Source organism: Anaerolineales bacterium (assembly GCA_030583885.1).
GTDB lineage: Bacteria > Chloroflexota > Anaerolineae > Anaerolineales > Villigracilaceae > Villigracilis.
In genome coordinates, this window is record CP129480.1 from 3,266,252 (window position 1) to 3,292,209 (window position 25,958).

The window sequence follows — 25,958 nt, forward strand, 5'->3', positions numbered from 1 at the left end:
AGGCATTGAAGAAACACAGTCACAACTTCTGGCGGAGAAACTTACAACACCTTCCAATGATTACGATGGGCTAACATCCAACGCCGCCAGCAACGCCTCGAATTCCTCCCTGCATTCGGGGCACATATCAAGATGACGCTGGACAAGCGGGAATAGATGCGCGGGGTCTTCGCCGCGCATTTGCATTTCGGCGAATTGGTCAATGAGCGCGTGGACCTCGTCACAGGTAAGTTCCTGGTCGTGGGTCATCGCCATCATGGAAAGCGCAACCTTCACCTCCGGGTTCCGAGGCGTTTTGTGAAATAATCCCTGCAACCAAATTAATAAATTTCTCATTTTCTATTTGACATTCAACTACCGTATTTACTTACCAAACAGGTTCAACAACTCTTCGGGTTCAAAGCCTTCCCGTTTAAGCCGTCGTTTTAGGCGAAGCCGCGCATCGTGCATCATTTTATAGATGGCATTGCGGTTCGTTCCCATGCGGCGGGCGACTTCATCCATTGGCACGCTTTTGATGCCGATGGCGGTCATCACGGCGCGCTGGCGCGGGGTGAGTTCTTCGGCAAGGATCGTTTCCACGAGAGTGACGGCGTCCTTGCGCTCTAACGCGGATTCGGGGTGCGGATCATCCGACGCGAACCGTTCAGAAGGGATTTCGCTCGGGTCGTCGCTGGATTCCAACCCGTCGAGCGAGACTTCCTTCCATCGGCGGTGACGGAGTTCATTGAGCGCAATGCGGGTGGCGATCTTGTAAACCCATGTGATAAATTGACTGCGTCCCTCGAACAAGTCAAGTTTGTCCATCACGCGCAGGAGGTTTTCTTGAATGACGTCTTCAAGGAACGAATCGAAATGACCAGAGTCGGGGGAAAGCCAGCGGGATAACGCCCGTGGCAGGACGCGCTCCAGGATTCCGTGCAGGTCTGTAAGAGCGGAGTCGCGGGCATCGGGCGAGCGCAAGTCGTGGAGCCAAGTCTGGTTGTCGCGCGGCATGGTGTGATTATAGCGCATCCGACCGTGAACCGCAGACGTCAGGCCGTTATTCACCGTCCATGGTCGACGGTTTGCGGTCAGCCATTGTGTAAGAACTCCACCCCGACATGTGTCTTATCTAAAGTAGACTCAACTCGGAGGCAGTACCCATGAAATATGACGTGGCGATCATTGGTTCGGGCATTGGCGGTTCGACATTGGCAAGCGTTCTGGCGCGGAAGGGATTGAAGGTGATCGTGTTCGAAGGCGGGACGCACCCGCGCTTTACGATCGGCGAGTCGATGATCCTTGAAACGTCGGAGGCGATGCGGGCGCTGGCGGAGTTTTACGATGTGCCCGAGTTGGCGTATTACAGTTCGGAAAATTATTATCAGAACATCGGCACGCAGCATGGCGTGAAGCGGCATTTTAGTTTCGTGCATCACACCGCGGGACAGCATGTGAATGTGGAAAAAAGTTTGCAGGCGGTGATTCCGCGTTTGCCGTATGGGCATGAGATTCACATCACGCGCCAGGACTCGGATTATTTTTTGACATCGGTGGCGATTTCATACGGCGCGACGATCTCGCAGGGTACGTTCATCAAGGATATTGACGTGAAATCTGATGGCGTGGAAATTATCACCACAAAAGATGTAGTGTACGAATCGGAATATGTGATCGACGCGGGCGGAATGAAATCCATCCTTGCGCAGAAGGCAGGCTGGCGCCATCGTGAAAGCATGTCTCATTCACGCACGATCTTTACGCACATGATCGATGTGCCCTGCTTCAACAATGCGGGACCGTCGCAAGAAGAGTTTCATCATCCGTATCGTTTATCGGAAGGGACGCTGCATCACGTCTTCAAAGGTGGCTGGCTGTGGGTGATTCCGTTCAATAATCACACAGGCTCGACGAATCCGTTATGCAGTGTGGGCTTGCAACTCGACCCCAGGTTGTATCCCCAGCGGGATGATTTGACACCCGAACAGGAATTCCGCGAGTTCATCAAGCAGTTTCCCGATATCGAAGCGCAATTGAAAGACGCCCGCGCCGTGCGCGACTTCATGCGCATTGACCGCTTGCAGTATTCCGCACATCACATCGTTGGTGACCGCTTTGCCCTGCTCGCTCACGCGGCGGGCTTCATTGACCCGTTGTACTCCAAAGGTTTGTACGTCACCCATGCCAGCATTTTCCTGATGGCTCATTTGTTGTTGAAGGCAAAACAAACGGGCGATTATTCTGCCAATGCCTTTGCCGACCTTGAAACGATGACGCTTGGGTACATCAACATGCACGACAGGCTGGTGGCAAGTTCGTTCAAATCTTGGAGTAATTACAAACTTTGGCGGGTCTATTCCGTCGTCTGGCTGCAAGGCGCGTATCTCGAATATCTGCGTCTTATCATGAACCGCTTCCGCGCCAACGACGACCGCGAAAAATATCTTGAGTTGATGAAACCACATCGTTTGGCAGGCGGCGGCTTTAGCAAGTTCTTTGAAATCCAGGAACAGATCGACGCGCTGATGGACAAGGTCAACCCCGAAGATGAAGCGGACGTAGATCGCACCGTTGCAGAAATCCGCCGCCTCTTCGACGGCTTCCCGTGGATGCCCACCACCATCCGCGCATTGCTGCACGGCAAGAATCATCTGCCCGATAACAAACTGCGCCTCAATCTACTCAATCGCAAAGTCGGCTTCATGGGCAGTGGTATTTACCGCGATCACTTCTTCGGTGACGAGTCCATGCTCAACCTGCTGATCCTTGCCGCGAAGGATGAAATGAAATATTCAAAGCGCGGCATCCGCAAACAACGCAAGACCCGTGCGCGGCTTTCGTGGCAGATCAAGTAATGTTCGACACGCCCCTTCGCAAGGTCAAAGATCGGGTTGGCGCTCCGCTCGCCCGACGTCTGAGCCGTGTGCCTCCCATTGTCATTTCGCTCGTCGCACTCGTCGTCGCACTGCTTGCCGCGTGGTCAGCCTATCGTCAACTCTATCCCGCCGCGTTTGCTTTGTGGATTCTCAACCGCGCCCTCGACGGACTCGACGGCTTGATCGCTCGCATGCACAACAAGCAATCGGACTTCGGCGGATACGTGGACATCCTGACCGATTTCGTCGCCTACGCCGCGCTTCCCATCGGACTGGTGGCGGGTTCGCCTTCGAGTGAGCGTTACCTTGCCCTGGCTTTCATGCTCGCGTCCTTTTACATCAACACCGCCTCATGGATGTACCTCGCCGCCATTCTCGAAAAACGCGCCATGCACGGCGACGATACACAAACGACCATCGTTATGCCCGCAGGTCTCATCGGCGGATTTGAAACCATCATCGCCTTCGGAGTCTTCACCCTCTTTCCTGCCTATCTCACCACGCTCTACTCCATCTTCGCCATACTCGTCTTCATCACCATCGCTCAAAGACTTATTTGGGCAAAACGAATCCTAACCTGACACCTGGAACCTGAAACTTGGAACTCAAACTCAACTCCCCCGCCCCCGCCTTCACCCTGACCTCCGCCGAAGACGGCCAAGTCTCCCTTCGCGAAGTCCTCAAAAGCGGAAATGCCCTGCTCGTATTCCTTCGTCACCTGGGTTGAATTCCCTGCCGTGAGCATGTCGCACAGTTGTGCGACCGTCAAGTCGAATTTGCGGAACTCAACACCCGCGTTTTTGTCATTTCCTTTGGCACCCTCCCAGCCATGCAACAATGGCTCAAAGAAACCTGCGGCAATTTCACCGTCCTGCTCGACCGTGAGCGAAACGTCTACAACGACTACGGACTCGAACGCTCAAAACTGCGCTCGCGCAGTCCGCGCACAATATGGCTATACTTCACCCGCTGGCTGCAGGGACAAAGATTCCACGACTCGCACGGCGACGACACATCTCAACTTGGTGGCGACTTCATCGTGGACATGAATGGCAACCTGCGCTTCGTCTATCCCAGCCACGACCCCGCCGACAGACCGTCGGTGGAAAAACTCTTGAAAACGCTGGAAAAAATCTCACACGAAAGACCGCGGACGACGGACAATAGATCATAAAGGCTCATCATCCATCGTCCGCGGTCAATGGTCAATCGTCCAACCATGAACACCATCCCCTCCCACCTCGTCATCAACGCCGCCATCGAAAAGAAATTTGGCGAAAAATTCAAACTTGCCAGGTCTGCGTTTTTGTGGGGATCGGTCCTGCCTGACCTGCCGTTTGGTTTGCTTTCGTGGGGAACGCTTTTGTACTATCGCTTCATTCTTCAGCAGGATACCAGCAGTGTGATGGAGAACGTCATCCACCCTGCCTATTTCAACAACCCATTTTGGATCGCGGGACACAACTTCCTACACTCGCCCACGGTGCTCATCATCTACGCCATCCTACTCTGGCGCTTCGTGGACAAGGTCGGCACGCGCGGACATTGGTGGCTTTCCTTCGTCTTCGGCTGCATGGTTCACTCCGTCATCGACATCCTCACCCACTACAACGACGGTCCCGTGCTCCTCTTCCCTTTCGATTGGCACACGCGCTTCTACAGCCCCGTCAGTTACTGGGACACGGCGCACCACGCGAGTCAATTCTTCTGGGTGGAGTTGGGGATCAATATCCTGCTGTTGGGATATTTATTTTTGCCGAAGTTGATCCAAAGACTCAAGCGACCGCGGACGATTAACCACTGAACACACTCCCCACTTTCCACTCACTACCCCGCCACCTCAAACAAATGATCGGCAGGCAACTGCACAAAAACATTTTCGCCGTGCGCATACATCGGCGCGGGCATCGGCAGGCGCACGCGCGTCGTCACACTGCCCAGCCGCACCTGAAGCTCTAACGCCTCGCCGCGAAATAAACAACTCTGCACCACGCCCTTTAGAGAATGTCCTCTTTCCTCTTTTTGAATGCGGATGTGTTCTGGTCTGATGGCGAACACACTTCGACCGACCTTTGACTCATCCTTGAGTTTCACCCTGCCCACCTCCGCCGCCTCCAGCCACCCGTCGCCTGATTCGCCTTCGAGGAACAGATCCACCCCGACAAATTTTGCGCTCCGCACGCACGGCGGACGATGAAACAGCACATTGGGCTTGTCATATGCGGTGACTTCCCCATCCAACAAAATCGCCATACGGTCAGACATCGCCATGGCTTCGCTCAAATCATGCGTGACGAAGATCGTCGTAATGCCCAACTCACGCTGAATTTCACGGATCGCCGCCTGCAAATTCATCCGTACTGACGTATCCAAACTCGAGAGCGGTTCATCCAGCATCAACAATTTGGGATTAGTCACCAACGCCCGCGCCAACGCCACCCGCTGACCCTCTCCACCCGAAAGCTGACCCACATTGCGCTTCTCTATCCCAGGTAAGCCGATCAAATCCAACATGCGTTTCACTTCCCCATGAATCCCGCCCGCTGAAACACCCTGCATCTTCAACCCAAAGCCAATGTTCTCTTCCACATTGAAGAACGGAAAAAGATACGACTTCTGGAACATCAACACTGCCCCGCGCTTGTTCGGCTCCGTCTTCAGAATCGACTCGCCATCGAAGAGAATGTCGCCGCCATCGGGTCGTTCGATGCCCGCAATCAGTTTCAGCAGCGTGGACTTGCCCGTGCCAGAAGGTCCCAACAAGGCGACCATTTCACCGTCGTTGACGGAAAGCGAAAAATCCTTCAACACAGGCGCAGAGGCGTTGGGGTAGGTTTTGTGGAGAGAGGTGATAGTAATGTGGGTCATAAATTCCTTTTATGTCATTGCGAGAAGGAGCGGAGCGACGACGAAGTAATCCCCCACGATGATGAGATTGCTTCGCGGCGAAAGAGCATCGCCACTCGCAATGACATACTCGCTAATACTGCTCCCGAATCTCATTCCCGTGTCGCATCAACTCGCGCGCGGTGAAGGCAATGACCAGCACAGGCGGCAGGACGAATAACAGGGATTGAATCCCGATCGTGGATGGATTACCGCCCGAGGCGGCGGCGAATAACAAAATGGGCAGGGTAATAATTTTCCCGCCGCCGATGAGCAGGGTAAGCAGGTATTGACTCCATGAGATAAGGAAGGCAAATAATGTTGCGACCACCAAACTGGGAGTCATCATCCGTAGAGTGACGTTGAAGAAGATTTGCAGGGGGCTTGCGCCAAGCGCCAGGGCTTGATGTTCAAAGTTCTCGTCGTAACGGGCAAAGGCGCTGGAAAGGGTGAAGATGGTGTACGGCAATGTCGGAATCAAATGCGCCAGCACCACGCCGAAGATCGTCCCTGCCAAGCCGAGTTGCAGGAAGAGGATGTTGAGTCCCATGCCGATTGCCAGCGGCGGGACGACCGTCGGCAGGAAGAACAACAGCCAAGCCAACTGCCTGCCTTTGAATTGACGCAATCCCATCACACGGGCGGCGGGAAAGGCAAACAATAAGGAAAGCACAGAAACAATAATTGCGATCGTCAACCCATCACGCAGACCTGTCAACGTGCGCGAGTCGTTCAAGGCGCGGTCATAAGTGGAGGTTGTCCACTCGGTGGGAAAGGGTGCAGGGAAGAACCAACGGGTGGAGAATCCATAGGCGATGAAGAGGAGGAGAGGCGCGATGAGGATGAGGTAGAGAAGGAATCGGGTGAGGTGTTTCGAGGTCATTATTTCTTCTCCAACCTCAAACTCACCACTGCCACGAGCATGACGATGACGGTAATAATCAGGCTGAGGACCATGCCTTCGGAGCGGGCACGCAGGTCTGGGTCAAGGAAGAAGCGCAGGGCGAGGACAGGTAACGCTCGCGGGTAGCCGACTCCCAAAATGGCTGGAACTTCGTAACTGCTGAAGATAAATCCAAAAACAAGCAGGGAGCCAGAGAGCAAGGCAGGCGCCACTTGTGGAATGGTGATGTGGCGCAGTCGCTGCCAAAAGTTCGCGCCGAGATTTTGCGCGACGACATCGTAACCGATGGGCTGGGAGCGCAGAACGGCAAGGACGATGAGCGCAAGGAAGGGAATCTCTTTGCCGATGTAATGCAGGATAATGCCAATGCCGTAACGGTCACGCACGAGGACGGGAAACTGGTCCGTGGCGGTAATGAGACTGAGCGCCGCCGCCCAACGGGCAAGAAGCCCGCTTTGAGAGAGGAAGAGCAGGAGCGCGGTGGCAAAGACGAGATGAGGGAAAGCGAGATTCCAGTTGAGGGCGAGGGTGTCTGATTGCGTGCGGTGATTGTTGAGCCAGACGGCGACGAGCAATGCAAATGCCGATGCAAGCAGGGTTGCTGTGATGCTGACCCACAACGAAAATGCGAGCGACACCCAAAACTCCGAGTCGGCGGCGAGGGCGGCGCGATAAGCGCGGAAGGAAACGTCGCTTTGACCGATGACGCTGATAAAGCCGAGACTTTCTGCAATAGCATACAAAAGACTCGCGCCCAGCATGACGAGGATGAGTGTCAATGCTGGGGCGAGGGCGGTGTAGGGATTTTTTTGAATCTTGTTAAGCACGGCTTGGAGCTCAAAGTATGGATTCGAATTTCACGGGGGATTCAATGGCGCAGCGGCAAAGGGGACAGCAAACGCCTGACACCAGATCACCACAGACTTGTATTGACTCAGGTCAAGGTCGGCGGGGAGTTCATAATTTTGGTCGCCGATGTTGCCTTTCAACCTGCCCAGGCTGTAATAGCCTGGGATTTCACTGCCCGAAGCATTGGGCACGGGGTCAACGGGTACGAGGTAGACGTACAGATCGGGTCCGTTATCAACGGAGAAGTTTTGCAAACGCAAAATTCGGGTACTATCTGCCAGTTGATAGACAGCCGCTTCACCTGAACTTAAGTGCGCAAGGTTATAGAAGGAACCACGCGACAAGACCTGATCCGCCACAACCACAGGCGGATTTTCAACGGGCGCTTGCGGCTCGACAGCCTCGACGGTGGGGTTGGTCTCTGCTTCGGATGGCGTCCCACTGACTTCGACGACAGAAGTAGGCAACGGTTCGCTGACCGCTTTATCAATAAAAGCTGGAGAGAAGAACCACCAACCAAACGCAACTACAATCCCCAGGACAATAACGATACCAAGATAACCCCAGGGTGAACTATTTTTTCGGCGCATGATGTGTTCCTTTAGTAGATTTCCATCATTGCGAGACGCGCTCGTTGCGTTGAAGCAATCTCATGGTTCGCCGGGAGATTGCTTCACAAAGTGCGCTCGCAATGACATTATTTCTGCAAAACAAACGTCAGCCAATCCTGCTCGAGCAAGCCCTGGTATTCGGCGGCAGAGTCACCGACGAGTGATTTGGCAAGGTCTGAGGCTGGGGTGGCGGCGTCGCCCAATTTGGAAGCGGCAGTTTCGAGCGCGGAAAGAGCCGCAGGGTCCGTCACGCGGGTCACGTCAATGGCGTAGCCGAGTCCGAATCCATTTTCGGGGAGAATCTGCGCGGCTTGGAATTCGGGTTCGAGCAGGAGATTTGCCAACACGAGCGCGGCGGCTTTGTTGGGCGCGTTGAGCGGAATGGCGACATAGTTGAAATCGCCGATCATGTAGTTATCGAAGACGAAGGCGCGCGCGGTTTCAGGCATGCGACCATCGGCGATCCAGCGACCTGCGCCCGTGATATCTTGAGTCAGGCTGAGATCCACTTCGTTGTTGGCGAAAAGGTTGACGAGTTCGGATTCGTCTTTGGGGTAGGTCTCACCGCCCCGCCACAAACAGGGCTTCATCTCATTGAAGTAATCCCACAACGCGGGGGAGTGTCGATCCCACAGGGCTTGATCGAACGTGAGCCATTGCTTCGCATCGCCACTGAGTTCATAGAGCGCGCCTTTGGCAAAACGGGTACCAAGGAACCCGCCAGGTCCGGGCGCGATATAGGTGAAGCGACCAGGATTGGCGCACGCCCACTCTTTGAGTTCGGCGTACGAACGCGGCAGGTCTTGTTCATTCGTGCGGGCAGAATCGTAAACGAATTGCAACTGCGCCGAAGACCACGGGCTTTCCTGATTATCCACAGGATTACCGAAGTCAAGATTGATGGCGGGGTTTTCCCAGTCCACCAGTGCCGCGTTGGGAATTTTCTGCGCCCAATCCTTGTAGAGCATGTCGGCTTGTTTGAGCGTGAAGAAGTTCTCGCCGTTGATCCAGATCAAGTCCACTGAGCCAGGGTCGATGCCAGCCTGCTTTTCGCTCAAGACCTGATTGACCGCATCCGCCGTATCGGCGAGCGGGACACGGTTGAGTGTGATGTCGTAGCGTTTCTTCAAGGCTTTGCCGTAGAAGTTATCCACGTAGGCGTTGATGCTGTCCGACCCGCCCCAGATGTACCAGTTGACGGTCTGCCCTTTGGCGGCGGCGAGCACGCTATCCCAATCGTTGAGGTCGAATTCTGATGACGATGGTGCAGGTGAAGCACAAGCGGCGAGCAACAGAGCAAGGATGGTCATCAAAAAGATTATTTTCTTCATTTCTTTTCTCCTTTATTTTTTTAAACACAAGTACACCACGGTCACAAAGGAAAAACCTTGGTGTACTTTGTGTCCTTCGTGTTTAATTGCCTTTCGCAAAGCGATACTTCAAAAACGCACCCAACTCTTTCCCGATATTCGGCAACGTCTCACGCATGAAGAAATCCGCCACTTTCAAAATGGCGCTCGAAAATGTGGGATACGGGTACACCAAGCGATAAATTTTGTGCAGTGAAATCTTCTGGCTGATGGCAAGCGTGAAAAATGAAATCATTTCCGAAGCCAGCGGACCGACAATCGTCACATGCAGAATCTGCCCCGTCAGGCGAATCACATCGGCAATGATGAATCCATGCTCCACGCCGTCGGTGTAGCCTCTGTCAGTGTGGTCTTTGAAATTGACGCGAATGCGCTTGATGAGTTGCGGATGATATTTCTCCGCGATCTGTTTCTGCGTCAGCCCCACGTTCGCCACTTCAGGGTCGCTGAACGTGGCGTTCGGAAAGATCGGTTCCTTCTTCGCCAGCGGCAAAAACGGAAACGCGATTCGCTGGACGACACGCCGTCCCTGAGCATTTGCCGAATGCGTAAAAGCGGACGTGGGAGTCACATCCCCGATCGCATACACACCCTTGACATTGGTCTCGCCATATGAGTTGACCTGCACCCCCGTCCGCGCATCGACCTTAACCCCAGCCTGCTCCAGCTCAAGCGACTCGAGATTCCGCACCCGGCCGACTGCCACCAAAACCTTGTCCACGTCAGGGATTTGGATTTCCTTGTCGCCTTGATTCAACATCAATGTTTTCGTCGCTTCATCGAATGATTTCGCCGTCGCGCCATAATGCACGACAATACCCTTCCTCTCGATCTCAGGCTCCATTGCATCCGCCACCTCAGGGATGTATGTCATCAGCGGGCGTTTATCGAGTGCAAACATGGTTACTTTTGCGCCCAGTTTACAGAAGGCAAACGCCATCTCCAACGCAATGATCCCCGCACCCATAACCACCAAATGCTTCGGCATATCGCTCAAGTCGAACAGGGTCTCATTCGTCAATGTCCGTTCCCTGGGCAGCCCGGGGATTTCGATCACGCGCGGGCGCGCTCCCGTGGAGATGACGATATTCTCCGCGGTAAGTTTTTGCGTCCTGCCTGCTTTCAACGCCACTTCGATTTCCTTCGGTGCGGTGAACTTTGCCATGCCTTCGATGAAGGTGACGTTCTTCAGATGCCGCACTTCTTCGGTCTCTTTGTCGCGCAGGGCGTCACGTTTGCGGGTCACTTCGCGCAAGGCTTCATCGGGGTTCATCCCAGGCTTGAAGGTCTTCGCCAAATGGATCAACGTCTTCGACGGCACACAACCCACGTTCGTGCAATCCCCGCCGACCTGATTGCCTTCAATAAATGCGACCTGCTTGCCCAATCCCGCCAGCCCAATCGCAGCCGTCATCCCGCCCGACCCCGCGCCGATAACGATGGTATGAAAATGATTTGTCATGATGTGTAATCCTATGTATGAAACTCTGGTGGTTGAGTAGAGCGGGTGTTCGTCCCGCTCGTATCGAAACCACCGCTAAGCAAAGTAATTCCTGTTACGAATATTCTCTCAAAAACTGGTGGTTGAGTAGTGGCGCCAAAGAGCGGCGCCACTACTCAACCACCGAATTGGGTTGAATAGTTTTCGCTTCTTTCTTCTTAAACATCCGCGAAAGCGCAATACTCACAATAAAAATCGCCACCGAGAAGCCCAGCGTCACAGGGTTAAATTTAGGCAATGCCCCATCGAAACTTTCCACCGAAGCGCCAAAGCCGACAAAGGCAATCGTCCCTGGGATGGAGCCGAGCGCGGTCGCCAGGATGAACGCCCAATATTTTATTTTTAAGAAGCCCGCCAGATAACTTACTGCGTCATACGGCAGGAAGATGAAGCGCATCACCATCACCGTCTCGAAACTATTCTCGCGCATCCTCCGCGCATAACGTTGAATCCAGCCATCCGAGCCGTCATCCTTCAACAAGCCTTCACCGAAGAAGCGCCCCACATAGAACGCAATTGTGGATGAGATATTGCTGGCGACGATGGTGTACAGCACGCCGAGAACGGGTCCAAAAACAAAACCGCCCGCCAGGGTTAAAACGGTGGAGGGGAACAAAATCAACGGGCGCACCGCGTAGAGGATCACATAGATCAACACGCCCCACATACCGTTCTTCATGAAATCAAGCAACTGCTGGACGACCTGCAGGGGGGAGAGTCCGTTCGAGGCGGCATACCACTGGTAGAGGGCAACCAGCCCAACCCAAAAAAGAAGCGCAGTGATCTTCTGTCCGTTCCGTCGAATAAAAGTTTTATCGGCTGTCGTTTCCATAAAAATTCCTTTCCCTATTGGAAAGCAAGGCGCCTGCCATTCTTACCAAATTCGAGGCGGAAATTTACCTGCGTAAGAAACCCAAATCGATAACCATCTCAAGTATTAACATGGATATCGACCCGCTTTTACTCAAATCCCTGCTCATCATGGCGGATATCATCGAGGCGCGCGACCCGTACACCGGCGGGCATGTCTGGCGGGTGTCACAGTTTTCAAAACTGCTGGCGGTCAAGGCGGGGCTGCCCCACGGTGAAATCATAAAAACCAGCATCGCCGCCTACCTGCACGACATGGGAAAGGTGGGCATTCCCGACGACATCCTCAACAAACCGGAAGCTCTTACGGATGCCGAATATGCGGTCATCAAAACGCACCCATCCATTGGCGGCAAACTGCTCGAAGCGCACCCGCTGGCAGGGATTGTGTTTGAAGTTGCCAACCAGCACCACGAGCGCATGGATGGGAAAGGCTATCCCGCCGGGCTGCGCTGCGAAGAGATTTCACTGCCCGCCCGCATCGTCAGCATCGCCGACGCCTTCGACGCCATGACCAGCGTCCGTCCGTACCGCAGGGGCATGAGCATTGCCTCCGCCTTGGATGCGTTGAAAAACGGCGCAGGGTCCCAGTTCGATATGGAACTCGTCCGTCACATGTGCGACCTTGGGTTGACTGGCGACCTGGATCACATCGTCGGGCATACCGCCGAAGGGATTCCCGCCGTCACCTGCCCGCAATGCGGACCCGTGATCGCCGTTCCACGCAGTACAAAAGACGGCGATGTGATCTACTGCCGCGCCTGTCATGGCCAATTGAAGTTGCGCCAAAGCGGCGATACCTTTGAGGCGGAAATGACCGGCATGACGGACAACCCGCACCTGCTCGAACCCCGCGCCAATGAAGATGCTGTGAACGATGTTTTGAAAAGCCTCGCAAACTAAAAGAGACGGTCATCTGGCGTGACCGTCTCTTTTTCCTATACACTCTTCAAATATTCGCGGATGAGCAGCGCCACCGTCGCCCCTTCGCCTGCCGCCGATGCAACCTGCTTGGTACTGCCCTGACGCACATCCCCCGCCGTAAAGATGCCCGGCAGGCTCGTCTCCAAAAACATCGGCTCGCGCCCACCAAACGCGGGGATCTGCCGCCCGTCATGCACCAGATCATGCCCGGTCAATACAAATCCCCATTTGTCCAATTCCACACCCGTGTCGTTCAAAATGCTTGTGTTGGGGGTCAAGCCAATGAACACGAACACCCCGGCCGGGTGGATCGTTTCTGCTGTGCCGGAGTTTCGATCTTTGATCTCCACTTCCTTCAATTTGCCGCCCTTGCCGCTGAATTTCGTCACTTCGGTGTTGAAACGCACTTCGATCTGCGGATGGTTCAACACCTTCTCCTGAATCACCTGGCTGGCGGATAATTTGTCGCCGCGCACGAGCAGTGTGACCTTCTCGACGAACTTCACCAAAAACAGACTCTCTTCCGCCGCACTGTTCCCGCCGCCGATCACGGCAACGGACATGCCCTTATAAAACGGACCGTCGCACGTGGCGCAAAAATGGATTCCCGCGCCGATGAAATCGTCCTCGCCGGGCGCGCCCAAGAGCTTGTATTGACTCCCTGTGGCAATCAGCAATGCACATGCAGAATACTCACTGCCATCGGCGGTCTGCACGCAATGATAATTGTCGTGGCTGTGAATGCGCACCACATCCTGCGCCTGCAACATCTCCACGCTAAAGCGCTCCGTCTGCTTGCGCAACTGCAAGGCAAACTCCGAGCCCAGCACGCCTTCGGCGAACCCCGGCACATTGTCCAGCCGCTCGGTTGCCGCCGCCTGTCCGCCCAGCGCGGCGCGTTCGATCACCAGCGTATCAATTCCCTCGCGGGCAGTATACAGCGCAGCAGTTAACCCCGCAGGTCCACCGCCAACCACGATCAGGTCATAATGACTGCGCGAAGCCGTGGTCTTCAATCCCAGTTTCGCCGCCAGTTCCGCGTTCGACGGTTCGACCAAAATCGAGTCGTCCCCAAACTCAATCGTCGGGATGATGCGCTTGCCGTTGTTCTTCTGCAAAACATACGCCTCGCCCTCCTTATCCTGCTCGATGTCCACCCATTTGTAGGGGATCTGATGCTCGCCCAAAAACTGTTTGCTGCGCCTGCAATCGGGGCACCAATACGCGCCATACACGGTTATATCCATGGTTTCGTCTCCTTGTGAATGTTTGATACAAAAAATTAGAAAAGTCTTACTTATGTAAGGACTCGAATCTCATCACTTTCAAACTCAAAAAGGAGCCACCATGAAAACACACATCTGGATTCTCGTTCTCGGAATTTTATTGACCGCCTGCGGCACGCCCGCGCAGCCGACACAACCCGCCTCGGACTCCCCCGCGCCTGATCCTGCTACCGAGACATCTCCTCCCTCCTCGGGCGGGGAGACTCTCCTGCCAGCCGAGCCGCCTCCCTTCGGCGCCGAGCGCGAATTCACCACCGACTTCAGCAAACATTCCGTGCCGTACAGCGAGATCCTGTCGGGAGGTCCGCCCAAGGATGGGATTCCCTCGATTGACGATCCCAAGTTCCGGTCCACGAGCGAAGCGGACGAATGGTTGAACGATCGCGAACCCGTCGTCTTCGTCCAGGTCGGTGACGACGCGCGCGCCTATCCCATCCAGATTTTGATGTGGCATGAAATCGTCAATGATGTGGTCGGCGGCGAACCGCTGATGGTTTCGTTCTGCCCGCTGTGCAACACGGCGATTGCGTTCAAGAGCACATTCGATGGTCAGGTTCTGGACTTCGGCACGACGGGACGATTGCGCTTCAGCAACCTGATCATGTACGACCGCCAGACCGAAACCTGGTGGCAGCAAGCCACAGGCGACGCCATTGCAGGGCAATACACCGGCGCGCAATTGGAGTTTTATCCCGCCTCGATGATTTCCTGGGCGGATTTCAAGGAATTGCACCCCGATGGCAAAGTACTTTCGCGTGATACAGGGCGCCCGCGCGACTACGGCAGGAATCCCTATTTCGGCTACGACGATATCAACCAGGTCCCATTTTTGTTTCGCGGCGAAACACCCGGTCAATTGCCCCCGATGGCGCGCGTGCTGACCGTGGACTTGAACGGCGAAGCGACCGCCTATCCCTACGATGTGTTGAGCGAAGCCAGCGTGGTCATTGATACCGTCGGCGGGGAAGCCATCGTCGTTTTCTGGGCTGAAGGGACCGCCTCCGCGCTGGACACGACCAAAATCCCTGAAGGACGCGAAGTCGGCGCGGCAGTTGCATACTCAAGAGTCTTGGATCGAACAACTCTCGATTTTGAATTCAAAGATGGAAAGATTCTCGACACACAAACAGGCAGTGAATGGAACATTTTCGGTCAGGCGATTGCAGGCGAATTGAAAGGCAGGCAGCTCGAGCTTGTGGTTGCCATCAATCACTTTTGGTTCTCCTGGGCGGCGTTCAAGCCAGAGACGAAGGTTTATCAGCCATAATTTGGAGGATATAAAAGGATAAACCCGATAAAATGGAATTCACAACCGCAATCGGATCTGCCCAACGGGGTACATACATATCTGATATACAGGTATAAGTTTCGCCCCTCCTGGAGTATACCCACCAAATAAAGAATAAATTATCAAGAAATGACAAAATACCCCTGTACGTAGGGGTGTTTTCGTTATAAGCCATTCCCGTAAACAATCACATCACTTTGGGAGCAACCGGCAGTCCTTCCAGTCCAAAAATCATTTTGCTTTATACTGAAATCGAAAAATCCTCCCTCACTACCTTCCCATCGTCGTCAACGTTTTTAAGAACGCCACAAGTTGAGCTTGTCCATTGGGACCAATGTGAATCATTTCCAATTCACTATGTCCGCTGGGTGAGGCAGGCGCGAAGTGATAATGATTTAGCACCTCTTCGAGCGTGGCAAATTGACCTGCATGCATGAACGGCGCGCGGTTTGCCACATCCCGCAACGACGGGGTTTTGAAGGCGCGTTCCAGTTCTTCGCCCTCCGTAAGCATAAAGCGCAATTCCTTACAATCTTCGGGGGCGGCGTCACTGTATCTGCTCAGACAGTTGAATTCATCCGCAAGCACCTGCAGGGCGCCGCGTGTGCGCCCTGTGTCTTCGGGCAGGCCTGCCAACGCAGGCACGCCTGTGTTGTGGAAGTCGTTATCCGTCAGCAACGGACCGTTATGGCAACGCGTGCAGTTCGCTTCGTTCAAAAATAATTTCAAGCCTGCTCCTTCATCGGGAGTGAAAATGTCGCGGGCGGCAGCGATGTCATTTGCCAGAACCGCTTCCACGTAGAGATCGAAGCGCGAAGTCCCAGGCATGATGGTGCGCTCAAAAGCGGCAATCGCCTTGCCCATGTTGACATACACGAGCGTCACGGCTTCGCGGTCTGCCTCGCTCATGCCTGTCCAATTCGCGGCGGCAACTTCATCATCAATCGGCGCGGCGGGGATGGGGAAGTGGCTCTCATCTGAAAAATCAGGCAATGCGCCGAACAACACTTCGTACTCATCTTTGTAGTGCGCCTGAATCAACTTCACATAGAAGGTGCGCGTGCCGCCGTGCTCCACGGGGTTTTCCAATGGACCCAACGCCTGTGCCCATTGGCTATCCTTGCGCCCATCCCAAAACAGCCACGGGCTGTAGGCTGTGCCCGCAATCGGCATGGTGCGGCGGTCTGTCGTGCCGACGCCCTGCGCGAGTTGCAAACCATCCTGAAAATCTTTCGATGCGATGTGACAGGTGGCGCACGAAACTTCATTGTTCGAACTGAAACGGGTATCGGAAAATAATTTCGCGCCGAATGCCACCGCACGCGGATCATCGGCATATTGATTGGTTGGATCAGGCGGCAACGCAGGCAGGGACTCGATCCACAATGTGCGCATCAACTCCTCCTCCGCCTCAGACCACGGGGAGGTTTGATTCGCGCACCCAAGCAAAATCCCCGCCGAAAGCATGAGCAGTACGCCAGCAAGAAGCACTTTCTTTTTCATGCAATACTCCAACAAACTCCCTTCCCCCAAATTGGGGGAAGGGCTGGGGATGGGGGGAACTACCCGCCCAAAATAATGTTGAACGTGACGTTATCTTCCACGCCATCGGCGCTGATGTTGAACTTCACCTCCCACCAGCCGCCCATCTGAAAACGCAGACCTTCGACGAGATAATCGCCGCCGCCCATGTCCTGTGTCACCTGCGGTGACGTGGGCAGACCGTGACCGTGGTCAGGCATCCCGCCATCTACCAAAATGGTCGCGCCTTCCACAGGCTTGCCGTCAGCCGTTTCGACGTGCAAAATCCACGAGTGCATCGAGCCGACAGCGATCGGGTCTAGTTCGCTTTTGAATGAAACCACGAACGCGCCATTGTTCGTGGTGCGTGTGGTGTCGGTGTTCAGGTCACTGGTGGAAGTGCCTGACCCACCGCCATGCATTCGCTCCACCATCGGGTGCATAAAGCGCGGACCGAGGACGGGCATCAATACAAAGAAGCCAATAAGTACCAATACCGCCGTTACAACAGCAGTGACAATAATCGTTTTGTTCTGGGAATTCATGAAGAACCTTCCTTTGGTGTGGTATCTCTAAAACGGAGTGCAGACTTCAGTCTGCTGTTTCTGACGGACAGAATGATTGCGGATATTAATCGTCCTATATCCCCCAGTCAATTCGATTTTGGGGTTCTTTACAGAATCTTTATAAAGACTTTATTTGCGATTTACCTGATTTCGATACATTTAAGCGTATAAAAGGTACAATTTCCATATGACCAAAATTCTTGTCATTGACGACGAACCCTCCATCATAAATCTTGTGCAAGCCTACCTAAAACCCGAAGGATACGAAGTTTTCACTGCCGCAGATGGTGTGGCAGGTCTTAAAGCTGCCCGCACGTTCAAGCCTGACCTTGTCATTCTCGATGTCATGCTCCCCGGCATGGACGGATTGGAACTGCTCACCAAACTGCGCCGCGAGTCCGATGTGTACGTCATCATGCTCACAGCTCGCACCGAAGAAACGGATAGAATCGTCGGTCTCTCCGTCGGCGCGGATGATTACGTGACCAAGCCATTCAGTCCGCGCGAACTGGTGGCGCGAGTCAAGGCGGCGCTGCGGCGTCTCGGAGCAGGAACAAGCGCGGGCGGAGAAGGAGGTGTGTTGTCCTTTCGTCATGTACGCATTGACATTGGTGCGCGCCAGGTCACGGTGGAAGATGAATCCATCGAATTGACTGCCATCGAATTTGATCTGCTGCGCGCACTCGCGGAAAATCGCGGACGGGTGATGTCGCGCGAGCAATTGCTCGAGAAAGTGTGGGGTGGCGAATATTTTGGCGAAATCCGCGTGGTGGATGTGCACCTCGGGCACGTGCGCTCGAAGTTGGGCAACCCCGAGTATATTGCCACCGTGCGCGGTGTCGGTTATCGGTTTGATGATGAGGTGTTATGAACTATTTTCGTTCGCACTTAACCGCTAAATTATTTGCATCATATTTATTGGTGATCCTGATCGGCATGGCGGCAATTTGGATCACAACCCGCTTCACAACACCCACCGCATTCCAACGCCATTTACAATTTATGGAATCGCAATTTACGGGCAGTGAGATGATGATGGGGCAAGGGCAGGGGCGCAGACCGCAGGGCGGCATGATGGCTGATTTTTACCAGAACTTTCAGGCGTCGTTCAATGAGTCTCTACTGATTGCGTTCATTGCCGCTTCATTGGTTGGGTTGGTCGCGAGTTATGTGTTGAGCCGTAATATAATCGCGCCTGTGCAAAGCATGAAGAGCGCCAGCCAGCGCATTGCCGAAGGTCACTATGACGAACGCGTAGGTTCGCACGGCACGGATGAATTGAGTCAGCTTGCGGCAAGTTTCAATCAAATGGCCGAGCAGCTCGAACAGGTGGAAACGATGCGCCGTCGTCTCATCGGCGATGTGGCGCATGAACTCCGCACGCCGCTCACCGCCATCAAAGGTTCTGCCGAAGGGCTCATGGATGGCGTGCTGCCCGCGAACGATGAAACCTTCCAGCAAATCCACAACGAAGCCGAACGCCTCAATAAACTTGTCAGCGATCTGCAGGAACTCAGCCGTGTCGAGTCGAAAGCCATTTCATTGGATATCCACCCTGTGGATGTTTCCCGCCTCATTGAGACGACCCTCAAACGGATGCAATTCCAGTTCGATGAAAAACGCGTCGCTCTTAGCCTCAGCCTGCCACGCGACCCGATCCTTGTCCTCGCGGACGAAGACCGCGCGCTGCAGATCCTCACCAATTTGCTTGGCAACGCCTTGCAATACACCCCCCAAAACGGCACGGTGACCGTGACCGTCGTCCACGAAAAATCTGTGGCGAAATTCTCTATCCGTGATACGGGTATTGGAATCCCTGCCGAACATCTCGCGCACATCTTCGACCGTTTCTACCGCGTGGACAAATCCCGTTCGCGCACGCATGGCGGTTCGGGCATCGGGCTGACGATAGCGAAACATCTCGTAGAAACGCAAGGCGGAAAAATTTGGGTGGAGAGTGAGGGTGAAAATAAAGGCAGCGAATTTATCTTTACCCTGCCTTTGGGGGGATAATTTCAAAGCAAAAACCGACCAACAACAAAAAGGAACCTGATGGAAATAATCCACCAGGTTCCTTTTTGTGTGCCAGATCTCAGCAGGGATTTGGCTATTTGGCAGCAATCCCATCAAGATACGCGATCAATGCCTGCGTCAACGCGGCAGATGCGCCGTTGCTGTTACCAGTTTCACTAGGCGTTTTGCCTTCCTCTGCCTGACGGGTGGCGCGCGCTTCAGGTGAAAGACTCTGTCCCTGCCCGCCGCCCATACCTGTTCCTTCACCCGAGCCGAGGGTGATGCCGTTGGCGGCTGTCCACTCTTGCATGGTGGTGGAGGTCAATTGCAGGGCGCGGATGGCAGCGATTTGTTCTGACGTCATGGTCGCTTCGATCTGGGCGAGCACGGCATTGGTTTCAGCAGTGGCGCTGGCGCCAGAGCTGGTCAGGCTTTGGAGCGCCTGCCATAATGGGAGCAATTGGGCGGCTTGTGCGGGAGTGATGGCGTTGGGCGTCTCTGCAAGCATGAGCGAACCGAGGGTGAGTTGCAGGCGCACGGGCAGGGCTTCGGGGTAGGTCGTATCCAGATTGGGGCTGGCATATGGCTCATTGGATGGCGAAACAGCCTCGGGTGAGTCAGAAGCGCAGGCGGAGATTGCCAGCAAAATGATCAAGATGGGGAGGATAAAAAGTTTGCGAGTCATGTCAGTTTCCTTTTTTCAATGATTATTCGTGACGCAATGCCACGATGGGATCGAGTATGGCGGCTTGGGTGGCGGGGTAGTATCCGAAGAAGATGCCGATGGCTGCCGCCGCGCCAAATGCGAGCGGAATGGAGAGCGGGACGAGGGCGGTGCGCATTTCGCCGAACGCGCCAAAGAGCAGTGAGCCGCCCACACCGAGAAGGACGCCCGCCAACCCACCAACGAGGCTGAGGATGATGGCTTCGAGCAGGAATTGGGTTTGCACGTCGTTCGGGCGCGCACCGAGCGCCATGCGCAAACCGATCTCACGGGTGCGCTCGGTGACGCTGACCAGCATGATGTTCATGATGCCGATACCGCCAACGACGAGCGAAACGCCCGCCACCCATGCCAGCAGGTCGCGGAATGCGGCGGTGGCGGCTTCTTGTGTGGCGATGATGTCTTGCTGGGTTTGGATGGTGAAATCGGGCTTGGCGGGGTCTACATCATGCCGCGTCGCAAGCAGACTGGTGATCTGGGTGGTGACACTGTCGATCTTTTCCTGGCTCTCCACTTTGACGTAAATCGTTCGGACGGCGTCGGCACGCATGACCGAGCCTGTGGTCATATATTTTTGGAAGACCACACTGATCGGCAGGTACACGCGTCCGTCGTAGTCAATATCCGCGACGACGCCTTTGGTTTGCATCACACCAATGACGGTCAGTTTGGTGCTGTCAACGGTGATGGATTGCCCCAGTGGGCTTTCTTCGCCAAACAAATCTTTTGCCAACCCTGCGCCTAATACAGCCACTTTGAGTTTTCGGTCATTTTCCGCTTCGGTGAAATACACGCCTTCGGCAACGGAGTAATCACGTACAGCGGGGAAGTCTGCTGTGGTGCCGACAATGGCAATCGATTCGAGTGTGATGCCATTGGCTTTGACCGTCTGCGGGGCAGGCGCTTGTTCGGCGGAAACACCACTGATGCCGATGACTTGCTCAGAGATGGCGAGGGCATCTTCATATAAGAGTGTACGCGCCGCCCCTGGCACGCCGCGCATGGGCGAGACGATGAGCAGGTTGGCACCCAGTGAGTTGATCTGCTCCGCAATGGCGGCTTCTGCGCCCGCGCTGATGGACATCATCACAATGACTGAAGCAACGCCAATGATGACTCCCAATGTGGTCAGGAAGGATCGGACTTTGTTGAGCATCAACCCTTCCCAGGCGATGCGTAGGATTTTTTGAAATTTCATGATTGTTTCTCCGCACAGTGACCGTCATCCACCGTCTGCCCATCGCGGACGCAGATGATGCGCCCTGCGTGTTTGGCAATATCAGGTTCATGCGTCACCATGACGATGGTCACGCCGCTTTTGTGCAGGGTGTGTAGTAAATCCATGATCTCCACGCTGGATTTTGAATCAAGGTTTCCTGTCGGCTCATCGGCAAGGATCAACGGCGGGCGGTTGATAAGTGCGCGGGCAATGGCGACGCGCTGCTGCTGCCCGCCAGAGAGCTGGTTGGGGTGGTGATGCATCCGTTTTTCCAAGCCTACGGAAGTCAACACGTCAGCGGCGCGGGTTCTCTGTTCTTCACTGCTCAAATCCACGTTGATGTCGTAGAGCATTGGCAGAAGCACATTGTCCAATGCGGAGAGGCGCGGCAGGAGGTTAAACGATTGAAAGACAAACCCGATCTTCTGATTGCGGACATCCGCCAGTTCGTTCTTATCCAGCCCGCTTACATCACGCCCATCGAGCAGGTATGTGCCTGAGTTCGGGCGATCGAGACAGCCGATGATGTTCATCAGAGTGGATTTACCCGATCCGCTGGGTCCCATAATGGCAACGAACTCACCGTATTGAATGGACGCGCTCAGATCGTTCAGCGCGAACACCTGTGCTTCGGGGTCGTCGCCGTACACTTTCGTCAGGCGTTGCAATTCGATGAGCGGATTCATTCGGTCTCCACCACACCCGTGCTCACAACATCCCCTTTTTGTAATCCTTCCAAAATTTGCACATTGGCAAAATCGCGCAAGCCGATCTTCACAGGCGTCATTTTGAGCGTGCCATCTGCTTGCAGGACGAAGACAGCATACGAATCTGGGGCGAGTTCGCGCAAGGCTTGCACAGGGATCAGCAAAGTGGATTGGGCTTCGCCCGCCACCACCTCAATTTCGGCTGTCATACCGCCGAGGAAGTTTTGCCCCGCTGGGAGGTTTACCTCCGCCCATACGCTGACATAGGGTGTGCTGCTGACGACTGCCAGTTCGGGGTCCACACGTGTGACGATGCCTTCAAAGGTTTGCTCAGGGTAGGCGTCAAATACAATGCGCACGGGCAAGCCTGACTGCACAAACGCGAGGTCGGTTTCTTCCACATAAAAGTGGATGAAAAACTCATCGGAGGCAATCGCAACCACGGGCGCAGTCCCGACCGCCTGACCAACGGAAGCATTGACACTGGTCACCGTACCCGCTGTCGGGGCGGTCAGATGCGTATTATCCAGCGAGTATTGAGCCGATTGCACGGCGAGGCAGGCGGAAGTCAATTTCGAGGTTAATGTACCGTAAGAGGTCAGGTCGGCACACGGGTCGGTATTTCCGCTCAAGCGCGAGTAGTAGATGCGGGCATCTTCCAGTGCCAGTTGAGCAGAGCGCACTTTGGCGCGCGCGAGGTTGACCATATCATCGGTGGGAAGATTGACCGTTTTCACAATTTCGCCTGTCACAGCGTCTCGGTACGTCAATGAAAAAGTAGCGGGAGCATATTCGTTGACGTATGCGGAACGCGCACTGTTCAAATTGGTTTCGGCGCGGGTTACGGCATCTTCTGCAAGAGTGATCTCTTCGGCAGATGCATTGCCCGATTTCTTCTCGTCCAATGTGTGCTGGGCTTCGAGCAGGCGAACTTCTTCGTTATAGGCCCACGGGCTGATGAGATATTGCAGTTCGGTGGCGGCTTTATCGAGGCTGGCTTGGGCGTTTATGCGGGCGATCTCCGCATTGGCAAACGCATCGGGCGAGATCAAAGCTTGCAGGACGAGTTCCTTCTCGGCAAGGGTCAGGCGGGCGGCGCTGTCATCGAGGGCGACCAATTCCGCTCCCTGCTCCACTTCCGCGCCGACCTCCACTGGCACACGGACGACCGTGCCGCCTGTGCGAAATCCCAACTCCACGCGCGCGGCGGCGACCAAATTTCCAGACCCATTCACAGTAATGGAAAGATCCCCCGTGCGGACTTTTGCCGTTTGCAGGGGCGCCTCAGTGGCAGCTGCGGTTTGCGAAGTCGTTTGCAGGCTGTATCCCAAAACACCGAGGGCGGCAAGAAGGACAAAAAGGAGCGGCAGGCTCCAGCGTTTTTTTAGCAGGTTGCGCATGAGTTTCTCCAGACGTTATATTTTCTGAAGGATAGCAAACGCATGTAAAGGTTGTGTAAAGAATGATAGAAGGGTGTGTCAAGAAAAAAGGTCTCCGACCTGAGTTCAGATCGGAGACTGCGCGCAACGATCGATCGGAGAATCCTGTTGGGTGTGAGGCGATCCTGTCTATTATCTTTACGCTGATTTCGATGGGTGTTATGATGTTACAAAAACAAGATTAGTACTCAACCAACATAAAGATACAGGCTACGCTTCCTGACATGACTGATTCTTCTTTTCCCATCAAAGGTTTACAAGACTTTGAATTCCTGCGCGGACTGGATCACGCGACTCTTGCGGCTCTGTCGAAGAGCGCGGTATGGAAAGTGTTTCCACCCAATGCGGTAGTGTTTTGGGAAGGGGATACCGAATCCATTTTATATTATCTGCAATATGGTTCATTGAAAGCCCTGCGAACCGCGTCTGATGGACGGAAACAGGTGTTGCGTTTTTGGGATGCAGGCGAGGTATTCAATGAGATCGGCGTGCTGGCGAAACATCCCAACCCTGGAACGCGGTGCGTTGGAAGAGGTGGTAATGAAGTATCCGCAGACGGCGTTGCAGATCATTGGCAACATGGCAGATAAGATCATCAGCCTAGTCACGCTTGCGGTGGACTTGTCGTTGAAAACCGTGTAAGCACCCTTTGCCAAACTTCTGCTGGATTCAGCCGAAGGGGATGTGATCGAACGCCGCCGTTGGAGAAATCAAACCGAACGTACCACACATTTGGGCACTGTGCCCGATGTGCTCAGCCACGTCCTCCGCGAACTGACAAAGGCTGGGCTGATAGAAATGGATAAGCAGTACATCCGCATTCTGAACCACACGGGCGTGGCGGAGCGAGCCATGCTTCGGGGAGAATAAAGATTGGGTTGAAAAACCCGACAAAAGTCGGGGTATGAAGCGGGGACTTCCATTAAAGTCAGGCATATCAAAGGAGACGATATGTCTGAGACAAGTCAAATCTATTTTGTTGAAACCAAATCAAAAGCGGTCTTTGCGGCAGATGGACCCAAGCCGCAGTTCTTGATCGACACGCCAAAGTTCAAGTCGCTGGTGGTGGGGCTGGAGGCAGGCGGGCAAATTCCCGTTCACCCGAGTGAGGCGGCGATGTATCACTTTCTCGAAGGCGAAGGCTTGATGACGGTGGACGATGAAACCTTTGCCATCAAACCCGGTGTGACGGTAGTGGTGCCGAGTGGCGCAAAACGCGGCATGAATGCAAAGACGCGCATGGTGTTTCTGGGCGCGAAGGGAGAGCAATAATGAATGCACCCAAACGCTATCATCCCGTTCAAGTTACCTTGCATTGGCTGGTTGTGTTTCTGGTGGTTGCCGCATTTGTGATGGGCAAATCCATGAGCGGGCTGCCAAACGATGCGAACAAACTTATGCCGCTGGCATCGCACATGGGTGTGGGTTTTTTGACGCTGGTGGTGATCGTGACTCGGTTCATCACACGCATGAAACTCCCCAAACCTGCACATGTCACCGCAGGCAATGCCTTCTTCGATTGGATCGGTAAAGTGGTGCATTACGCCTTGTATCTGCTGGTCTTTCTGACAGCGGTCAGCGGCATGTCGCTTTCGATGCAGGCGGGTCTGGTGCCAATTGTCTTTGGCGGTTCAAGCGCGCCGCTCCCTGCGGATTTCTTCGATTTCACAGCGCGGATGCTGCACGGCTTCATTGCGCCTGCTTTATTGCTGCTCGTCTTGTTACACGTCGGCGCGGCGCTCTATCATCAGTTCCTGTTGAAAGATAACCTGCTCGCCCGCATGTGGTACGAAAAATAATCGGATTAAAAAGAGCTCTTCCCCAATTTATGTGAATCGAACGTGTAGTGCGGGGTTATATTTGTATGGACACCATCAATCTGCCTTATCTGCTGCTGAATACCCGCCTATTTATCATCGAGGAAATTCAAACCGAGGAACACGAACTCTGTCTCACCCTAGAGAGCACGGTGGTTCAGGGGACCTGTCCAAAATGTGATCAGGAAAGCTGGGGGGTCGTCATATCAGATTGGATGCAAGCCAATGACATTCAGGCGACCGCGCTCCAATGCTGGACGTCTCTACAGAAAAGTTACGGTGTCAATGCCTGCACCCTGATGAGCAACCAACTCATGCCCTCCGCCTGCGAAACAGACATCACCGGCGTGGTCTCAATGTATGCTCTGCAATTGGCATCCGACTCCCCCGGCGCGCTCGTAGATTGGAACAAAAACTATAATGATGATCCTGGCAGTTGTGTCTTGTTTCATTGCGGTAACCGGGCCAAAACCTTTATCCCGGATATTTAAATAAAGACCACCTCGATTTTTGGAACCACCCTCGGCGAAGAAAATACATATGGAGCAATGGCGGGCCGAGCCGTAGCCGGACCGATGACCTACGCCCGTGTCTGCACAGGTGAT

Annotated in this window: 30 protein-coding genes; 14 read left to right on the forward strand and 16 right to left on the reverse strand. The window is 54.4% G+C overall.

The features are described 5' to 3' along the window. Positions 1 to 60: 60 nt before the first annotated feature. A complete protein-coding gene (locus QY332_16335; GenBank protein WKZ35182.1) occupies positions 61 to 258 on the reverse strand; it encodes a hypothetical protein in 198 nt (65 codons plus the stop codon). Between the two features lie 105 nt (positions 259 to 363). Further along, entirely contained in the window at positions 364 to 1,014 is a 651-nt protein-coding gene (locus QY332_16340) for a sigma-70 family RNA polymerase sigma factor (GenBank protein WKZ35183.1), read from the reverse strand. Between the two features lie 131 nt (positions 1,015 to 1,145). Here QY332_16340 and QY332_16345 point away from each other — a divergent pair, with 131 nt between their 5' ends. From QY332_16345 to QY332_16365, 5 genes are read left to right on the forward strand one after another with little or no spacing between them, the layout of a single operon-like run. Beyond that, a complete protein-coding gene (locus tag QY332_16345; protein WKZ35184.1) occupies positions 1,146 to 2,837 on the forward strand; it encodes an NAD(P)/FAD-dependent oxidoreductase in 1,692 nt (563 codons plus the stop codon). Then, positions 2,837 to 3,439 (forward strand): CDP-alcohol phosphatidyltransferase family protein, encoded by a 603-nt coding sequence (locus QY332_16350; protein ID WKZ35185.1) that lies wholly within the window; start codon positions 2,837 to 2,839, stop codon positions 3,437 to 3,439. Before QY332_16345 ends, QY332_16350 begins: the two co-directional genes overlap by 1 nt. 17 nt (positions 3,440 to 3,456) lie before the next feature. Next, positions 3,457 to 3,585 carry a hypothetical protein gene (locus QY332_16355; GenBank protein ID WKZ35186.1) on the forward strand — a complete coding sequence of 43 codons (129 nt, stop codon included), beginning with the start codon at positions 3,457 to 3,459 and terminating at the stop codon, positions 3,583 to 3,585. After that, entirely contained in the window at positions 3,586 to 4,032 is a 447-nt protein-coding gene (locus tag QY332_16360) for a redoxin domain-containing protein (GenBank protein ID WKZ38476.1), read from the forward strand. It begins immediately after the preceding gene. Positions 4,033 to 4,077: 45 nt separating this feature from the next. Beyond that, positions 4,078 to 4,662 (forward strand): metal-dependent hydrolase, encoded by a 585-nt coding sequence (locus QY332_16365; GenBank protein WKZ35187.1) that lies wholly within the window; start codon positions 4,078 to 4,080, stop codon positions 4,660 to 4,662. Between the two features lie 23 nt (positions 4,663 to 4,685). Here the strand turns inward: QY332_16365 and QY332_16370 are convergent, their stop codons facing one another. The 7 genes from QY332_16370 to QY332_16400 all read right to left on the reverse strand — a co-directional run bounded on the left by QY332_16370 (position 4,686) and on the right by QY332_16400 (position 11,811). Then, positions 4,686 to 5,726 carry an ABC transporter ATP-binding protein gene (locus QY332_16370; GenBank protein ID WKZ35188.1) on the reverse strand — a complete coding sequence of 347 codons (1,041 nt, stop codon included), beginning with the start codon at positions 5,724 to 5,726 and terminating at the stop codon, positions 4,686 to 4,688. Between the two features lie 112 nt (positions 5,727 to 5,838). Continuing rightward, positions 5,839 to 6,627, reverse strand: coding sequence for an ABC transporter permease (locus QY332_16375; protein ID WKZ35189.1), 789 nt, complete (start codon positions 6,625 to 6,627; stop codon positions 5,839 to 5,841). Next, on the reverse strand, positions 6,627 to 7,475 hold the full coding sequence (locus QY332_16380) for an ABC transporter permease subunit (GenBank protein ID WKZ35190.1): 849 nt from the start codon (positions 7,473 to 7,475) through the stop codon (positions 6,627 to 6,629). Before QY332_16380 ends, QY332_16375 begins: the two co-directional genes overlap by 1 nt. 30 nt (positions 7,476 to 7,505) lie before the next feature. Next, positions 7,506 to 8,087: a DM13 domain-containing protein gene (locus QY332_16385; GenBank protein ID WKZ35191.1), complete on the reverse strand. Its 582-nt coding sequence runs from the start codon at positions 8,085 to 8,087 to the stop codon at positions 7,506 to 7,508. 107 nt (positions 8,088 to 8,194) lie between these two features. Then, a complete protein-coding gene (locus tag QY332_16390; protein WKZ35192.1) occupies positions 8,195 to 9,439 on the reverse strand; it encodes an ABC transporter substrate-binding protein in 1,245 nt (414 codons plus the stop codon). An 82-nt stretch (positions 9,440 to 9,521) separates the two neighbouring features. Further along, a complete protein-coding gene (locus tag QY332_16395; GenBank protein WKZ35193.1) occupies positions 9,522 to 10,940 on the reverse strand; it encodes an NAD(P)/FAD-dependent oxidoreductase in 1,419 nt (472 codons plus the stop codon). A gap of 151 nt (positions 10,941 to 11,091) precedes the next feature. After that, a complete protein-coding gene (locus tag QY332_16400) occupies positions 11,092 to 11,811 on the reverse strand; it encodes a TVP38/TMEM64 family protein (GenBank protein WKZ35194.1) in 720 nt (239 codons plus the stop codon). Positions 11,812 to 11,921: 110 nt separating this feature from the next. Between QY332_16400 and QY332_16405 the strand changes: the two genes are divergently transcribed. Continuing rightward, entirely contained in the window at positions 11,922 to 12,752 is an 831-nt protein-coding gene (locus tag QY332_16405) for an HD domain-containing protein (GenBank protein ID WKZ35195.1), read from the forward strand. A 35-nt stretch (positions 12,753 to 12,787) separates the two neighbouring features. Here QY332_16405 and QY332_16410 read toward each other — a convergent pair whose 3' ends face one another. Continuing rightward, positions 12,788 to 14,020, reverse strand: a complete 1,233-nt coding sequence (locus tag QY332_16410; GenBank protein ID WKZ35196.1) for an FAD-dependent oxidoreductase — start codon at positions 14,018 to 14,020, stop codon at positions 12,788 to 12,790. Positions 14,021 to 14,120: 100 nt separating this feature from the next. On the opposite strand from QY332_16410, the gene QY332_16415 reads away from it, so the two are divergent. Next, a complete protein-coding gene (locus tag QY332_16415) occupies positions 14,121 to 15,326 on the forward strand; it encodes a DUF3179 domain-containing protein (protein WKZ35197.1) in 1,206 nt (401 codons plus the stop codon). 291 nt (positions 15,327 to 15,617) lie between these two features. Here QY332_16415 and QY332_16420 read toward each other — a convergent pair whose 3' ends face one another. Both QY332_16420 and QY332_16425 read right to left on the reverse strand, forming a co-directional pair. Continuing rightward, the gene (locus QY332_16420; protein WKZ35198.1) at positions 15,618 to 16,850 is read right to left on the reverse strand and encodes a cytochrome c peroxidase; all 1,233 of its coding nucleotides are present in this window, start codon (positions 16,848 to 16,850) and stop codon (positions 15,618 to 15,620) included. Positions 16,851 to 16,909: 59 nt separating this feature from the next. Further along, positions 16,910 to 17,413: a FixH family protein gene (locus QY332_16425; protein ID WKZ35199.1), complete on the reverse strand. Its 504-nt coding sequence runs from the start codon at positions 17,411 to 17,413 to the stop codon at positions 16,910 to 16,912. A 208-nt stretch (positions 17,414 to 17,621) separates the two neighbouring features. Here QY332_16425 and QY332_16430 point away from each other — a divergent pair, with 208 nt between their 5' ends. Both QY332_16430 and QY332_16435 read left to right on the forward strand, forming a co-directional pair. After that, positions 17,622 to 18,305, forward strand: coding sequence for a response regulator transcription factor (locus QY332_16430; protein ID WKZ35200.1), 684 nt, complete (start codon positions 17,622 to 17,624; stop codon positions 18,303 to 18,305). Further along, on the forward strand, positions 18,302 to 19,447 hold the full coding sequence (locus tag QY332_16435) for an ATP-binding protein (protein WKZ35201.1): 1,146 nt from the start codon (positions 18,302 to 18,304) through the stop codon (positions 19,445 to 19,447). Before QY332_16430 ends, QY332_16435 begins: the two co-directional genes overlap by 4 nt. Positions 19,448 to 19,541: 94 nt before the next feature. Here QY332_16435 and QY332_16440 read toward each other — a convergent pair whose 3' ends face one another. Genes QY332_16440 through QY332_16455 form a run of 4 tightly spaced genes read right to left on the reverse strand, consistent with a single transcriptional unit; the run spans position 19,542 to position 23,497 of the window. Further along, positions 19,542 to 20,132: a hypothetical protein gene (locus QY332_16440; protein ID WKZ35202.1), complete on the reverse strand. Its 591-nt coding sequence runs from the start codon at positions 20,130 to 20,132 to the stop codon at positions 19,542 to 19,544. A 22-nt stretch (positions 20,133 to 20,154) separates the two neighbouring features. Continuing rightward, entirely contained in the window at positions 20,155 to 21,369 is a 1,215-nt protein-coding gene (locus QY332_16445; GenBank protein WKZ35203.1) for an ABC transporter permease, read from the reverse strand. After that, the gene (locus QY332_16450; protein ID WKZ35204.1) at positions 21,366 to 22,076 is read right to left on the reverse strand and encodes an ABC transporter ATP-binding protein; all 711 of its coding nucleotides are present in this window, start codon (positions 22,074 to 22,076) and stop codon (positions 21,366 to 21,368) included. Before QY332_16450 ends, QY332_16445 begins: the two co-directional genes overlap by 4 nt. Continuing rightward, positions 22,073 to 23,497 carry an efflux RND transporter periplasmic adaptor subunit gene (locus tag QY332_16455; protein ID WKZ35205.1) on the reverse strand — a complete coding sequence of 475 codons (1,425 nt, stop codon included), beginning with the start codon at positions 23,495 to 23,497 and terminating at the stop codon, positions 22,073 to 22,075. Before QY332_16455 ends, QY332_16450 begins: the two co-directional genes overlap by 4 nt. A gap of 516 nt (positions 23,498 to 24,013) precedes the next feature. On the opposite strand from QY332_16455, the gene QY332_16460 reads away from it, so the two are divergent. From QY332_16460 to QY332_16480, 5 genes are all read left to right on the forward strand, one after another. Then, positions 24,014 to 24,178, forward strand: a complete 165-nt coding sequence (locus tag QY332_16460) for a hypothetical protein (GenBank protein WKZ35206.1) — start codon at positions 24,014 to 24,016, stop codon at positions 24,176 to 24,178. A 42-nt stretch (positions 24,179 to 24,220) separates the two neighbouring features. Then, a complete protein-coding gene (locus QY332_16465) occupies positions 24,221 to 24,406 on the forward strand; it encodes a hypothetical protein (protein ID WKZ35207.1) in 186 nt (61 codons plus the stop codon). A gap of 81 nt (positions 24,407 to 24,487) precedes the next feature. After that, complete coding sequence (locus QY332_16470) at positions 24,488 to 24,808, forward strand: cupin domain-containing protein (protein WKZ35208.1); 321 nt, start codon at positions 24,488 to 24,490, stop codon at positions 24,806 to 24,808. Next, the gene (locus QY332_16475) at positions 24,808 to 25,335 is read left to right on the forward strand and encodes a cytochrome b/b6 domain-containing protein (protein WKZ35209.1); all 528 of its coding nucleotides are present in this window, start codon (positions 24,808 to 24,810) and stop codon (positions 25,333 to 25,335) included. The genes QY332_16470 and QY332_16475 overlap by 1 nt, the downstream gene beginning before the upstream one ends. Before the next feature lie 65 nt (positions 25,336 to 25,400). Further along, positions 25,401 to 25,844 (forward strand): hypothetical protein, encoded by a 444-nt coding sequence (locus QY332_16480; GenBank protein WKZ35210.1) that lies wholly within the window; start codon positions 25,401 to 25,403, stop codon positions 25,842 to 25,844. Positions 25,845 to 25,958: the final 114 nt, after the last annotated feature.

Coding starts and splice junctions, on each gene's coding strand:
- QY332_16335 (WKZ35182.1), bottom strand. CDS start 258: ATGATGGCGATGACCCACGACCAGGAACTTACCTGTGACGAGGTCCAC.
- QY332_16340 (WKZ35183.1), bottom strand. CDS start 1,014: ATGCGCTATAATCACACCATGCCGCGCGACAACCAGACTTGGCTCCAC.
- QY332_16345 (WKZ35184.1), top strand. CDS start 1,146: ATGAAATATGACGTGGCGATCATTGGTTCGGGCATTGGCGGTTCGACA.
- QY332_16350 (WKZ35185.1), top strand. CDS start 2,837: ATGTTCGACACGCCCCTTCGCAAGGTCAAAGATCGGGTTGGCGCTCCG.
- QY332_16365 (WKZ35187.1), top strand. CDS start 4,078: ATGAACACCATCCCCTCCCACCTCGTCATCAACGCCGCCATCGAAAAG.
- QY332_16370 (WKZ35188.1), bottom strand. CDS start 5,726: ATGACCCACATTACTATCACCTCTCTCCACAAAACCTACCCCAACGCC.
- QY332_16375 (WKZ35189.1), bottom strand. CDS start 6,627: ATGACCTCGAAACACCTCACCCGATTCCTTCTCTACCTCATCCTCATC.
- QY332_16385 (WKZ35191.1), bottom strand. CDS start 8,087: ATGCGCCGAAAAAATAGTTCACCCTGGGGTTATCTTGGTATCGTTATT.
- QY332_16390 (WKZ35192.1), bottom strand. CDS start 9,439: ATGAAGAAAATAATCTTTTTGATGACCATCCTTGCTCTGTTGCTCGCC.
- QY332_16395 (WKZ35193.1), bottom strand. CDS start 10,940: ATGACAAATCATTTTCATACCATCGTTATCGGCGCGGGGTCGGGCGGG.
- QY332_16400 (WKZ35194.1), bottom strand. CDS start 11,811: ATGGAAACGACAGCCGATAAAACTTTTATTCGACGGAACGGACAGAAG.
- QY332_16405 (WKZ35195.1), top strand. CDS start 11,922: ATGGATATCGACCCGCTTTTACTCAAATCCCTGCTCATCATGGCGGAT.
- QY332_16410 (WKZ35196.1), bottom strand. CDS start 14,020: ATGGATATAACCGTGTATGGCGCGTATTGGTGCCCCGATTGCAGGCGC.
- QY332_16415 (WKZ35197.1), top strand. CDS start 14,121: ATGAAAACACACATCTGGATTCTCGTTCTCGGAATTTTATTGACCGCC.
- QY332_16420 (WKZ35198.1), bottom strand. CDS start 16,850: ATGAAAAAGAAAGTGCTTCTTGCTGGCGTACTGCTCATGCTTTCGGCG.
- QY332_16425 (WKZ35199.1), bottom strand. CDS start 17,413: ATGAATTCCCAGAACAAAACGATTATTGTCACTGCTGTTGTAACGGCG.
- QY332_16430 (WKZ35200.1), top strand. CDS start 17,622: ATGACCAAAATTCTTGTCATTGACGACGAACCCTCCATCATAAATCTT.
- QY332_16435 (WKZ35201.1), top strand. CDS start 18,302: ATGAACTATTTTCGTTCGCACTTAACCGCTAAATTATTTGCATCATAT.
- QY332_16440 (WKZ35202.1), bottom strand. CDS start 20,132: ATGACTCGCAAACTTTTTATCCTCCCCATCTTGATCATTTTGCTGGCA.
- QY332_16445 (WKZ35203.1), bottom strand. CDS start 21,369: ATGAAATTTCAAAAAATCCTACGCATCGCCTGGGAAGGGTTGATGCTC.
- QY332_16450 (WKZ35204.1), bottom strand. CDS start 22,076: ATGAATCCGCTCATCGAATTGCAACGCCTGACGAAAGTGTACGGCGAC.
- QY332_16455 (WKZ35205.1), bottom strand. CDS start 23,497: ATGCGCAACCTGCTAAAAAAACGCTGGAGCCTGCCGCTCCTTTTTGTC.
- QY332_16460 (WKZ35206.1), top strand. CDS start 24,014: ATGAGATCGGCGTGCTGGCGAAACATCCCAACCCTGGAACGCGGTGCG.
- QY332_16470 (WKZ35208.1), top strand. CDS start 24,488: ATGTCTGAGACAAGTCAAATCTATTTTGTTGAAACCAAATCAAAAGCG.
- QY332_16475 (WKZ35209.1), top strand. CDS start 24,808: ATGAATGCACCCAAACGCTATCATCCCGTTCAAGTTACCTTGCATTGG.
- QY332_16480 (WKZ35210.1), top strand. CDS start 25,401: ATGGACACCATCAATCTGCCTTATCTGCTGCTGAATACCCGCCTATTT.